A 12,596-nucleotide genomic window follows, 5' to 3' on the forward strand; every position below is an offset into this window, starting at 1 on the left:
CTTATCCAAAGACCGGGTAGCCCAGCCAGGTGTGGATCATCCCGATGACGAACAGCAGCACGAGACTGGCGACGAGGAACATGGCATCCTTGGCGATGCTGCCCTTGGCGGGCGGGGTCCAGCCGGGCTCGGTCCGGTTGATGATGATCATCTCGACGATGGCCCAGAGGCCAAGACCGCCGAACAGAACGAAGGACGGCGTATCGCCGTTCACCAGCAGGTGCGCGATGGTCCAGAGCAGGAAGCCCAGCAGCATCGGATGACGCATCCTGTAGAACAATGCGCCCTTCTTCGGCCCGGGCGAGGCGAAGTAAAGCGCCGCGACCATGATGAGGTTGTTGATCCCCACAGTGGCCGGATGGCGGCCCCAGAAGAACGCCCCATCCCACATGCGGTAGCCGAAGATCATCAGCAACACCGAAGCGACCAGCGCAAGCGCGATGAGGCCCTTGCCCTTGGAGCCCATGGCGGCGCGCTGCGCCGGTGCGAGGCGCTTGAACAGATGGGCGCCCCACCAGAGGGCTACGCCGAGAACGAGAAGGACCATGGGTGTCTCCTTTGGCCGAAAGCTTTGGCCGCCACCCTGCGATTATTCCTGCATGGCGGCAATGGCTTCCGCCTTGGCAAGAATGGTCTGCGCGGTCGCCACGTGCAGGTTCTCGACGATCTTGCCATCGACCACCGCAACCCCCTGCCCCGATGCCTCGGCTTCTTCGAAGGCGGCGATCTGGCGGCGGGCCACGTCGATCTCGGCCTCGGAGGGCGCGAAGGCGGCGTTGGCGATGTCCACCTGCGCGGGGTGGATCAGCGTCTTGCCGTCAAAGCCCATGTCGCGCCCCTGATTGCATTCCGCCTTGAGGCCCGCATCGTCCTTGAAGGCGTTGTAGACGCCGTCGATGATGACACAGCCGGTGGCCTTGGCCGCCAGCAGACACAGGCCGAGCGAGGTCAGCATCGGCAGCCGGTCTGCCCGGAAGCGCGAGTTCAGCTCCTTGGCCAGATCGTTGGTGCCCATGACCATGCCGGCAAGCTTGGGGTGCGCGCCGATCTCGGCGGCGGCAAGCATGCCCTTCGGGGTCTCCATCATCGCCCAGAGCGGCTTGTCCGTGAGCGCGGCCAGCGCATCCAGTTGCGCGGCGCTTTCCACCTTGGGCAGCAGCACCGCGTCGCAGTCCATGGTGTCAGCAGCGCGGGCGTCATCCTCTCCCCACTCGGTGTCGAGGCTGTTGATCCGCACCACCTTGACCCGCTTGCCATACCCCCCCTGCGCCAGTGCGGTGGCAAGGGTTTCACGGGCGGCTGGCTTTTCGGACGGCGACACCGCGTCCTCGAGGTCGAAGATGATCGCGTCCACGGCAAGGCTGCGCGCCTTGTCGAGCGCACGATCCTTGGAGCCGGGGATGTAAAGCACCGAACGGTAGGGGCGCATCGTAAGGTCCATGGGTCTCCTCCCTGCATGGGTAATAATGTTGCGCGAAATGGGGCATTGTCTTGCCTAAAATGCAAGTAGTTTGTCGCCGCATCGCAGAAAACCCCGACGAACCGACAAGATCCGATTGTCCGGCTCATCGCGTTGCGTGGGGCAGTGCGGTGACGTGCGCAGCGTTAACCTCTCCTTTTCACCTTAGCGTGCAGGCTTTGTGAAGGCCGCGCCGTGACGCGCCGCCAGATGGGATCGAAGCCGCAGGACCACCGGAGGGCATGATCGGCGCGGGGCACCGGCAAAGCCGGGGACACACCGCGCACAGCCGAAAGGGCGAAGCGATGAAAGTGAACACTGCACGCATGGCACTTCTAGCCGCCGGCATCGCGGCGGCCACCACCGGGACCGCGCAGGCGCAGGGTGCCCGCGCCTGCGCCCCACGTGATCAGGTGGTCAGCAAGCTGACCGAGAAGTACGGCGAGACCCGCCAAAGCATCGGACTTGGCTCCAACAACGCCATGATGGAGGTCTATGCCTCTTCGGAAACCGGCACCTGGACCATCACCGTGACCTCTGCCGGCGGGATGACCTGCCTCGTGGCCAGCGGGCAGGCCTACGAGATGTTGGAAGAAGCGCTCGCCAAGCCCGAAAGCGATGCCTGAGCGCGCCCGACTCCTGGTGCACGAGAATCGAGCCGAAGTGGTCTCGCGTTGCTCGCATGGGGCTCTGCAAGTCACGAGAACGATGGCGAAACCGGGACTGCCATACATTCGGGCATCGCGAATGGAAGCCCCTCCTAAGCCATAGATTTCCTTGTCTTTAGCGCCATCATTAAAGCTCATGCCCGCCCGCGCGCGCGCCATGCTGCCCCGCAGCGCTCTTGCGCGCCGATCGGCAAACCCTTACGCAAGCGGCGGAATTCACCAAATGGAGCGGAGATAAGATCCATGGCCAGACCCAAGATCGCCCTGATCGGCGCGGGACAGATTGGTGGCACCCTCGCCCACCTCGCCGCACTCAAGGAGCTCGGTGACGTCGTTCTCTTCGACATCGCGGAAGGCACTCCCCAGGGCAAGGCGCTCGACATCGCGGAATCCGGCCCGTCCGAGGGCTTTGACGCGACTCTGAAGGGCACCACCGATTACGCTGACATCGCGGGCGCGGACGTCTGCATCGTCACCGCCGGCGTACCGCGCAAGCCGGGCATGAGCCGCGACGACCTGCTTGGCATCAACCTCAAGGTCATGAAGGCCGTCGGTGAAGGCATCCGCGACAACGCTCCGGATGCCTTTGTCATCTGCATCACCAACCCGCTCGACGCGATGGTCTGGGCCCTGCAGAAGTTCTCGGGCCTGCCGACCAACAAGGTCTGCGGCATGGCCGGCGTTCTCGACAGCGCCCGCTTCCGCCATTTCCTCGCGACCGAATTCAACGTGTCCATGAAGGACGTCACCGCCTTCGTTCTGGGCGGCCACGGCGACACCATGGTGCCGTGCGTGCGCTACTCGACCGTTGCTGGCGTTCCGCTGCCGGACCTCGTCGAAATGGGCTGGACCACGCAGGACAAGCTTGACGCGATCGTGCAGCGCACCCGTGACGGCGGCGCCGAGATCGTCGGCCTGCTCAAGACCGGGTCGGCCTTCTACGCCCCCGCCACCTCGGCGATCGAGATGGCCGAAGCCTACCTCAAGGACCAGAAGCGCGTTCTGCCCGCAGCCGCGTTCTGCGACGGCGACCTCGGCGTTTCCGACATGTACGTGGGCGTGCCCACCGTCATCGGCGCCGGTGGCATCGAGAAGATCATGAACATCAAGCTCAACAAGAACGAGCAGGAGATGTTCGACACCTCCGTGAAGGCCGTTCAGGGCCTGGTCGAAGCCTGCAAGGGCATCGACGAGACGCTGGCGTAAGCCTTTGGGCCGGGGCGTTCAGCGCCCCGGCTTTTCCCGGATCAGGCCCTGCAGAGACTGCGGCCCGTCATAGCGTTTCGACCCGCCGAACACCGGCGAACGGTCCAGCGCCCCCCCGTCCAGAAGCTTGTGATAATGTTCGGAATTGTCGGCGTGCTGCCCGCGCTGCGCGATGTATTCCACGCCTTTGCGCCCGCGGGTCAGCGGGTAGTGCAGGAAGGCCGCGATCGCCTCGGAGCAGCGCAGGGCAGTGTCCGCCTTGTGCGGCCCCCCGGCAAAGCGCATGCCGGTCTGCCAGCGTAGCAGCCCCAGCTTCGTGCAGTTGAGCGAGCCCGAGAACAGGTTGCGCGACACCTTGCGTGATAGCCGGCCGGGCCTGCGCCCGATCGGCCGGTCCAGACCGAAGCGATTGCGCACCACCCACGTTGCCAGCGGCCCGGCCCCGAGCGGGCGGGGGTAGAACAGCCGGTGGCGCATGCCTCCATTGAAGATCACCGGCGGCGACGGGTATTGCGCCGCCACCTTCCGGGTCACCGGGCGCATGACATAGCCATCGGGAAATTCCGCGGGCGCATCAAAGAACGGGAAGCACTCCGCAAGCGGGCGGCCCGTGCCGTCGGGGTAGACGTGTTCGGCGAGCGGCAGATCGCCGTACATGTCCACCATCAGCGTCAGCACCACCTGCGCGGTCTCGTTGTCTAGCTGGCCCAGCCAAGTATCGAAGGGCACGGACACCGGGGCGACGAAATGCTCGTCGAGATCGGGCACGAGGCTCCAGCGGTCCGGGCAATAGGCGTCCATGATCTCGCCGCGCCATTCCGCCTTGTCCGTGCCGAAGCTGGAATGGGGCAGCGGATGAAACACCGTAACGTCCGGCTGGGCGGCGAGATACTCGGCGGTGCCGTCTGTGGAGCGGTCATCGACGATGAGAAAGGTTGCGTTGCACAGCCTGCGATAATGCGCGAGGAAATCGGGCAGGATGTTGAGCTCGTTGTGGGCCAGCGTCACCACGGGAACGGCCTTGGGGTCGTGCCGGTCGGGGCCATACATCGCCAGACGTTGCATCTTCCTGTCCTTCATCACACGGGGAACATTCCGTTTCCTGAGTACCCGCCGCATGCTCCGGTCACAATCCGAAACGCCAGAACAAGCATTTCGACTGATTCTGCGGCATCAGCGCTAACAGGATCAGCACCGCGCCCCGGTATGTGATCACAGTCCCGAAACGTGTGATCACGAAGGTCGGAATTCGGCGTCTATTCGCGCAATCTTCCAAATTTTCGATTCACGGGGCCGCCTCTCGGGGGCTATACCGGCCCGGAAAATCGCAGCAAGGAAGAGTCTTCCATGAACATCCACGAATATCAGGCGAAAGCGCTGCTGCGCGAATACGGCTGCCCGGTCTCGGACGGTCGTGTCGTGCTCAACGCAAGCGAAGCCAAGACGGCGGCGGGCGAACTGGACGGACCTCTCTGGGTCGTCAAGGCGCAGATCCACGCGGGCGGCCGCGGCAAGGGCTCCTTCAAGGAAGCCGGCGCCGGTGAAAAAGGCGGTGTTCGCCTTGCCAAATCCGTCGAGGAAGCCGCCGAGCAGGCCAAGCTGATGCTGGGCAACACGCTGGTCACGCACCAGACCGGCCCGGCGGGCAAGCAGGTCAACCGCATCTACATCGAGGACGGTTCGGACATCTCGCGCGAGCTTTACCTTGCGCTGCTGGTGGATCGCGGCTCTTCGCGCATCTCCATCGTCTGCTCCACCGAGGGCGGCATGGACATCGAGGAAGTGGCTGAAAGCACGCCTGAGAAGATCCTCAACATCACCATCGACCCAGCCACTGGCTACCTGCCCTACCACGGCCGCCGCGTTGCGTTCTCGCTCGGGCTCGAGGGCGGACAGGTCAAGCAGATGGTCAAGCTTCTGGGCCAGCTCTATTCCGCCTTCGTCGAGAAGGACATGGAGATGCTCGAGATCAACCCGCTGATCGTCATGGAAGACGGCAACCTCAAGGTGCTCGACGCCAAGGTCGGCTTCGACGGCAACGCGCTTTACAAGCACGCCGACATTATGTCGCTGCGTGACGAGACCGAGGAAGATTCCAAGGAGCTTGAAGCGTCCAAGTACGATCTGAACTACATCGCCCTCGACGGCGAGATCGGCTGCATGGTGAACGGCGCGGGCCTTGCCATGGCGACCATGGACATCATCAAGCTTTACGGTGCCGAGCCTGCCAACTTCCTCGACGTGGGCGGCGGTGCGACCAAGGAGAAGGTGACCGAGGCGTTCAAGATCATCACGTCCGACAAGAACGTGAAGGGCATCCTCGTGAACATCTTCGGCGGCATCATGCGCTGCGACGTGATCGCCGAGGGCGTCATCGCCGCGGTCAAGGAAGTCGGCCTGCAGGTTCCGCTGGTCGTCCGTCTTGAAGGCACCAACGTGGATCTCGGTAAGAAGATCATCAACGAGTCCGGTCTGGACGTGATCGCCGCCGACAACCTCAGCGACGGCGCCGAGAAGATCGTGAAAGCCGTGAAGGGCTGAACCGGATGTGGATCGGGCAGCATATCGACGTTTGCGCGGAACTTCGCGCAGGTCTGAGAGGTTCTTCCGGAAAGGAAGGATTCTGCCATGTCGACCTATCTGCCCGACCGAAACACCCTGCCTGCCCTTGCCAAAAAGGCCCTGCCCGCAAGCCGAAAGGCGCGTCTTGCGCCTGTTGGCTACGCGATGGGGCTATTTGCCGTGGGAACGGCGCTGCTGATCGCCAAGCCGAGATTCGGCCAGGTGCCGTCGCCGATACAGAACGGCGATGCGCCCCGCATCGGTCGCTGGCGTCGTGCGGCGCAGCATGGCCGGGACGGCGTGCAGGCCTTCGCTCCGTCGAACGTGACGGATTCCGTGGGCCGGTCGCTGATCCTCGGGGGCGTTGCGCTTCTCGCGGCGCGGGCGCTGGACGAGATGTCCGGCCGCACGGGCAAGTAACCGCAGGGATTTCCGGAAGCTTTGCAGGGCAGCGCGCACCTCTTGGTGCCGCGCTGCTTCTTCGTGTCATCGGCCCGCGTTTCGCGGAGCCGTCTTCCAAAGCGTGCCGCACGATTGCGGCCCAACAAGGAGAACGCCACCAATGGCAGTCCTCGTAAACGAAAACACCAAGGTCATCTGTCAGGGCTTCACCGGCTCGCAGGGCACCTTCCACTCGGAACAGGCGATCGCCTACGGCACCAAGATGGTCGGCGGCGTGACTCCCGGCAAAGGCGGCCAGGAACATCTGGGTCTGCCCGTGTTCAACTCGGTCCACGAAGCCAAGCACGTCACCGAAGCCAACGCCTCGGTCATCTACGTGCCGCCGCCCTTTGCGGCGGATTCGATCCTCGAGGCGATCGACGCCGAGATTGAGCTGATCGTCTGCATCACCGAAGGCATCCCGGTGCTCGACATGATGAAGGTCAAGCGCGCCCTCGAAGGCAGCGCCTCGCGCCTCATCGGTCCGAACTGCCCGGGCGTCATCACCCCTGACGCCTGCAAGATCGGCATCATGCCCGGCCACATCCACAAGCGCGGCTCGGTTGGCGTCGTGTCCCGTTCCGGCACCCTGACCTACGAAGCTGTGAAGCAGACCACCGACATGGGCCTTGGCCAGTCGTCGGCCGTGGGCATCGGCGGCGACCCCATCAAGGGCACCGAGCATATCGACGTGCTCGACATGTTCCTCGATGATCCGGAAACCGAGTCCATCATCATGATCGGCGAAATCGGCGGTACCGCCGAAGAGGAAGCTGCAGAGTTCCTCGCCGAGCAAAAGAAGAAGGGCCGCTGGAAGCCGACCGCCGGGTTCATCGCGGGCCGCACCGCGCCTCCGGGACGCCGCATGGGCCACGCCGGCGCGATCGTTGCCGGTGGCAAGGGTGACGCGGAATCCAAGATCGAAGCCATGAAGTCCGCGGGCATCGTCGTTGCCGACAGCCCCGCAACGCTTGGTGAAGCCGTGATGAAGGCAATCAAGGGCTGATCCGCTTCCATGGTTCTGGTGTGCCACGATAATCGGTTCGTCTTCCTGAAGACGCGCAAGACTGCAGGGACATCCGCCGAGATGTTCCTGCAATCCTATTGCGCCGGTCAGCCCGAGACGCCTGATGAACGCACGCACGCCCAAGTGACGCCGCACTGCATTGTGGGGCGGCGTCGCATCCCTGCCGAAGAGCAGACCGATCTCGACCGGACATGGTACAATCACATGTCCGCGACAGAAATCCGCACTCTGCTTGGTCCTGACCAGTGGCCGGACTACATGAAAATCACGACGGTGCGGAATCCTTTCGCCATCGCCGTGTCGCAGTTCTATTTCCGGCTCCGGACGCGCAACCTTACGCTGCCGGACCACCCCGAGGCCCACGTGACCGCCTTCCGCAAGGCGGTGAAGAAGGACAAGTATTATTCCTGTGAAAACATCGTCTACGATCAGGGCGAATTCGCGCCACGGATGATTGTTCGCTGCGAGTATATGCAGGAGGATCTGGCCCGCGTCTGCGAAGCGCTGGATCTGTCTTTCGAGGCCGACCGCCTCCCCGTAACCAAGAGGACGGGGGACATGCGCCTCGGCCTTTCGGTGGCCGATTTCTATGACCGTGCATCCACCGCGCGGATTCACGACATCTTTGCCTGGATGTTCGACAAGGCAGGCTACCCAGACACGCCCGTTGGAGAGACCAACCCATGACGGATCAAAGCCCTAACGACCAGTTCCACGCCTCCAGCTTCCTGCAGGGCGTGAACGCGGAATACCTCGAACAGATGTATGCCCGCTATGCCAACGACCCGAATGCGGTCGACGAAGCATGGGCCGAGTTCTTCAAGGCGCTTGGCGACGAAGACACCAACGTCAAGGCCGAGGCCGCCGGTGCCTCCTGGGGCCGCCAGGACTGGCCGCCCCAGCCCGAGGATGACCTGACCGCCGCGATCACCGGCGAATGGCCGTTGATGCCCGTGGCCGAAGCCAAGGGCGCCGGCAAGAAGATCGCCGACAAGGCCGCGTCGATGGACGTGAAGGTCAGCGACGACCAGATCAAGCGCGCCGTGCTGGATTCCATTCGGGCGCTGATGATCATCCGTGCCCACCGCATCCGCGGCCACCTTGCCGCCGATCTGGACCCGCTGGGTCTGCACGGCAAGGAGCCGCACCCCGAGCTCGACCCCAAGGCCTACGGCTTCACCGATGCCGACATGGACCGCCCGATCTTCATCGACAACGTGCTCGGCCTTCAGGTCGCCTCCATGCGCGAGATCATGGGCGTGCTGAAGCGCACCTACTGCGGCACCTTCGCGCTGCAGTACATGCACATCTCGGACCCCGAGCAATCGGCATGGCTCAAGGAGCGGATCGAAGGCTACGGTCGCGAGATCAAGTTCACCCGCGAGGGGCGCCGCGCCATCCTCAACAAGCTGGTCGAGGCCGAGGGCTTCGAGAAGTTCCTACACGTCAAGTACATGGGCACCAAACGCTTCGGTCTCGACGGCGGTGAATCCCTCATCCCCGCGATGGAGCAGATCATCAAGCGTGGCGGCAACCTTGGTCTCAAGGAGATCGTGATGGGCATGCCGCACCGTGGCCGCCTGTCGGTGCTGGCCAACGTGCTGAACAAGCCCTACCGCGCGATCTTCAACGAATTCCAGGGCGGCAGCTTCAAGCCTGACGACGTGGACGGCTCGGGCGACGTGAAATACCACCTCGGCGCGTCGTCGGACCGCGAGTTCGACGGCAACACCGTTCACCTTTCGCTGACCGCCAACCCCTCGCACCTCGAGGCGGTGAACCCGGTGGTTCTGGGCAAGGTCCGCGCCAAGCAGGACCAGCTGGGTGACGTGGAGCGCACGCAGGTTCTGCCGATCCTGCTGCACGGCGACGCGGCCTTCGCCGGCCAGGGCGTTGTGGCGGAATGCTTCGCGCTCTCGGGCCTGCGCGGTCACCGCACCGGCGGCACCATCCATATCGTGGTGAACAACCAGATCGGTTTCACCACCGCGCCGCACTTCTCGCGCTCGTCCCCCTACCCCACCGACAACGCACTGGTGGTTGAGGCGCCGATCTTCCACGTCAACGGTGACGATCCCGAGGCCGTGGTCCACGCCGCCAAGGTCGCGACCGAGTTCCGCCAGAAGTTCGGCAAGGACGTCGTGATCGACATCTTCTGCTACCGCCGCTTTGGTCACAACGAGGGCGACGAGCCCATGTTCACCAACCCGGTGATGTACAAGAAGATCAAGCAGCAGAAGACGACGCTGACGCTCTACACCGACCGCCTCGTCAAGGACGGCCTGATCCCCGAAGGGGAGATCGAGGACATGAAGGCCTCGTTCCAGGCGCACCTCAACGAGGAGTTCGAGAACGGCAAAACCTACAAGCCGAACAAGGCTGACTGGCTCGATGGCCGCTGGAGCCACCTCGACAAGCAGAAAGAGGGCAACTACCAGCGCGGCGAAACCGCCATCAAGCCCGAGACGCTGGCCGAGATCGGCAAGGGACTGACCACCACGCCGGACGGCTTCCCCCTGCACAAGACCATCGGCCGCTTCCTCGACGCGCGCTCCAAGATGTTCGACAGCGGACAGGGCTTTGACTGGGCCACGGGCGAGGCGATCGCCTTCGGCTCGCTGCTGACCGAAGGCTATCCGGTGCGCCTTGCAGGTCAGGACAGCACGCGCGGCACCTTCTCGCAGCGCCACTCGGGCCTCGTGAACCAGGATGACGAAGACCGGTACTACCCGCTCAACCACATCCGCGAGGGCCAGGCCCGCTACGAGGTGATCGACAGCGCCCTGTCGGAATATGCGGTCTGCGGCTTCGAATACGGCTATTCGCTGGCCGAACCCAACGCGCTGACGCTTTGGGAAGCGCAGTTCGGTGACTTCGCCAATGGCGCTCAGATCATGTTCGACCAGTTCGTGTCCTCAGGCGAAAGCAAGTGGCTGCGCATGTCGGGTCTCGTCTGCCTGCTGCCCCACGGCTACGAAGGCCAGGGCCCTGAACACTCCTCGGCCCGCCTCGAGCGGTTCCTGCAGATGTGCGGCCAGGACAACTGGATCGTCGCCAACGTGACGACCCCGGCGAACTACTTCCACATCCTGCGCCGCCAGCTGCACCGCAGCTACCGCAAGCCGCTCATCATGATGACGCCGAAATCGCTTCTGCGTCACAAGCTGGCGGTGTCCGAGGCCAAGGACTTCACCACCGGTTCGAGTTTCCACCGCGTCCTTTGGGACAGCGCGGAATCCGGCGAAAGCCAGACCCAGCTGAAGCCCGACGCCGAAATCAAGCGCGTGGTCATGTGCTCGGGCAAGGTCTACTACGACCTGCTCGAAGAGCGTGACGCGCGGGGCATCGACAATGTCTACCTGCTGCGGGTCGAACAGTTCTACCCGTTCCCGGCGCTTTCGCTGGTCAAGGAGCTTGAGCGTTTCAAGGGCGCCGAGATGCTCTGGTGCCAGGAAGAGCCCAAGAACCAGGGCGGATGGACCTTTATCGAACCCAACATCGAATGGGTGCTGAGCCGCATCGACGCCGCACACCCGCGTCCGCGTTATGTCGGCCGCGCCACCTCCGCCTCGCCCGCCACGGGCCTGGCAAGCCAGCACAAAGCACAACAACAGGCGCTCGTGGACGAAGCGCTGACCATCGAAGGGAACTGATCTGATGACGACCGAAGTGCGCGTCCCCACGCTCGGGGAATCCGTGACCGAGGCAACCGTGGCCACCTGGTTCAAGAAACCGGGTGACGCCGTGGCGGTCGACGAGATGCTGTGCGAGCTGGAAACCGACAAGGTCACCGTCGAGGTGCCCTCCCCGGTCGAAGGCAAGCTGGCCGATATCGTCGCGAACGAAGGCGACACCGTGGGTGTAGACGCCTTGCTCGCCAACATCGCCCCGGCAGGCGAAGCCGGCTCCGAAACGCCCGAAGAGCGCCCCTCGGCCTCCAAGTCGGCTGACAAGGGCGCGTCCGAAGCGCCCGCTTCGGGTGGCGGTGAGGCCGTCGACGTGATGGTGCCGACCCTTGGCGAATCCGTGTCCGAAGCGACGGTGGCAACATGGTTCAAGAAGGTCGGCGACACGGTCGAGCAGGACGAGATGCTCTGCGAGCTTGAAACCGACAAGGTGTCCGTCGAAGTGCCCGCCCCCTCCGCCGGTACCCTGACCGAGATCCTCGCCGAGGAAGGCTCCACCGTCGAGGCAGGCGGCAAGCTTGCCGTTCTTGGCGGCGCAGGCGGATCTGCCGCGTCGGGCGATGCCGCCAGCAAGGGCGCCGTCGAAGCCCCCGCGCCCAGCTCGGCCTCCGACCAGGAGCCGCCGAAAAATGGTCGCAAGGACATCGAGGATGCGCCCTCGGCCAAGAAGGCCATGTCCGAAGCGGGTCTCGATGCAGGCTCCGTCAAGGGCTCTGGCAAGGACGGCCGCGTCATGAAGGAAGACGTCTCGGCAGCGATCGCCGCCGCGAAGTCTGCCCCTGCCGCCTCGTCCGCGCCGGCAGCGCCCAAGCGCGCCCCCTCGCCCGCCGAGGACGCCGCCCGCGAAGAGCGCGTCAAGATGACTCGCCTGCGCCAGACCATCGCGCGCCGCCTGAAGGATGCGCAGAACACCGCGGCCATGCTCACCACCTACAACGAGGTGGACATGACTGAGACCATGGCGCTGCGGAAGCAGTACAAGGATCTCTTCGAGAAGAAGCACGGCGTGCGCCTTGGCTTCATGTCCTTCTTCACCAAGGCCTGCGTGCACGCGCTGAAGGAAGTGCCGGAAGTGAACGCCGAGATCGACGGCAACGAAGTGGTCTACAAGAACTTCGTGCACATGGGCATCGCCGCAGGCACCCCGCAGGGCCTCGTGGTTCCGGTTCTGCGCGACGTCCACGAGAAGTCCTTTGCCGAGATCGAAGGCGAGATCGCCGAGAAGGGCAAGCGAGCCCGTGACGGCAAGCTCTCGATGGCGGAAATGCAGGGCGGCACCTTCACCATCTCCAACGGTGGTGTCTACGGCTCGCTGATGTCCTCGCCGATCCTGAACCCGCCGCAGTCGGGCATCCTCGGCATGCACAAGATCCAGGACCGTCCCATGGTCGTCAACGGCGAGATCAAGATCCGCCCGATGATGTACCTCGCCCTTAGCTACGATCACCGCATCGTCGACGGCAAGGGCGCAGTGACCTTCCTCGTGCGCGTCAAGGAAGCGCTCGAGGATCCGCGCCGTCTGCTGATGGACCTGTAATCGCGACACG

The 12,596-nt window shown here is 64.0% G+C and carries 11 protein-coding genes; 8 read left to right on the top strand and 3 right to left on the bottom strand.

Annotated features, from left to right (window positions below; genetic code table 11):
- Window position 1: 1 nt before the first annotated feature.
- Both IEX41_RS16740 and IEX41_RS16745 read right to left on the bottom strand, forming a co-directional pair.
- On the bottom strand, window positions 2–547 hold the full coding sequence (locus tag IEX41_RS16740) for an NnrU family protein (protein ID WP_188791434.1): 546 nt from the start codon (window positions 545–547) through the stop codon (window positions 2–4).
- 42 nt (window positions 548–589) lie between these two features.
- Window positions 590–1,441: an HpcH/HpaI aldolase/citrate lyase family protein gene (locus tag IEX41_RS16745; protein WP_188791436.1), complete on the bottom strand. Its 852-nt coding sequence runs from the start codon at window positions 1,439–1,441 to the stop codon at window positions 590–592.
- Window positions 1,442–1,764: 323 nt separating this feature from the next.
- On the opposite strand from IEX41_RS16745, the gene IEX41_RS16750 reads away from it, so the two are divergent.
- Complete coding sequence (locus tag IEX41_RS16750) at window positions 1,765–2,085, top strand: hypothetical protein (RefSeq protein ID WP_188791438.1); 321 nt, start codon at window positions 1,765–1,767, stop codon at window positions 2,083–2,085.
- 285 nt (window positions 2,086–2,370) lie between these two features.
- Window positions 2,371–3,333: a malate dehydrogenase gene (gene mdh, locus IEX41_RS16755; protein WP_188791441.1), complete on the top strand. Its 963-nt coding sequence runs from the start codon at window positions 2,371–2,373 to the stop codon at window positions 3,331–3,333.
- 18 nt (window positions 3,334–3,351) lie between these two features.
- Here the strand turns inward: mdh and IEX41_RS16760 are convergent, their stop codons facing one another.
- The gene (locus tag IEX41_RS16760) at window positions 3,352–4,398 is read right to left on the bottom strand and encodes a glycosyltransferase family 2 protein (protein WP_188791443.1); all 1,047 of its coding nucleotides are present in this window, start codon (window positions 4,396–4,398) and stop codon (window positions 3,352–3,354) included.
- A 282-nt stretch (window positions 4,399–4,680) separates the two neighbouring features.
- On the opposite strand from IEX41_RS16760, the gene sucC reads away from it, so the two are divergent.
- The 6 genes from sucC to odhB all read left to right on the top strand — a co-directional run bounded on the left by sucC (window position 4,681) and on the right by odhB (window position 12,586).
- The gene (sucC, locus tag IEX41_RS16765) at window positions 4,681–5,874 is read left to right on the top strand and encodes an ADP-forming succinate--CoA ligase subunit beta (protein WP_188791445.1); all 1,194 of its coding nucleotides are present in this window, start codon (window positions 4,681–4,683) and stop codon (window positions 5,872–5,874) included.
- A gap of 87 nt (window positions 5,875–5,961) precedes the next feature.
- A complete protein-coding gene (locus tag IEX41_RS16770) occupies window positions 5,962–6,315 on the top strand; it encodes a hypothetical protein (protein WP_188791447.1) in 354 nt (117 codons plus the stop codon).
- Between the two features lie 142 nt (window positions 6,316–6,457).
- The gene (sucD, locus tag IEX41_RS16775) at window positions 6,458–7,342 is read left to right on the top strand and encodes a succinate--CoA ligase subunit alpha (protein ID WP_188791448.1); all 885 of its coding nucleotides are present in this window, start codon (window positions 6,458–6,460) and stop codon (window positions 7,340–7,342) included.
- An 81-nt stretch (window positions 7,343–7,423) separates the two neighbouring features.
- Window positions 7,424–8,050 (top strand): hypothetical protein, encoded by a 627-nt coding sequence (locus IEX41_RS16780; protein WP_373285654.1) that lies wholly within the window; start codon window positions 7,424–7,426, stop codon window positions 8,048–8,050.
- Window positions 8,047–11,016 (top strand): 2-oxoglutarate dehydrogenase E1 component, encoded by a 2,970-nt coding sequence (locus IEX41_RS16785; protein WP_188791452.1) that lies wholly within the window; start codon window positions 8,047–8,049, stop codon window positions 11,014–11,016. The genes IEX41_RS16780 and IEX41_RS16785 overlap by 4 nt, the downstream gene beginning before the upstream one ends.
- A gap of 4 nt (window positions 11,017–11,020) precedes the next feature.
- Window positions 11,021–12,586 carry a 2-oxoglutarate dehydrogenase complex dihydrolipoyllysine-residue succinyltransferase gene (gene odhB / locus IEX41_RS16790; protein ID WP_188791453.1) on the top strand — a complete coding sequence of 522 codons (1,566 nt, stop codon included), beginning with the start codon at window positions 11,021–11,023 and terminating at the stop codon, window positions 12,584–12,586.
- Window positions 12,587–12,596: the final 10 nt, after the last annotated feature.

Origin of the sequence: Salipiger pallidus, assembly GCF_014643635.1 — a bacterium.
In the GTDB taxonomy this organism is placed as follows: domain Bacteria; phylum Pseudomonadota; class Alphaproteobacteria; order Rhodobacterales; family Rhodobacteraceae; genus Salipiger; species Salipiger pallidus.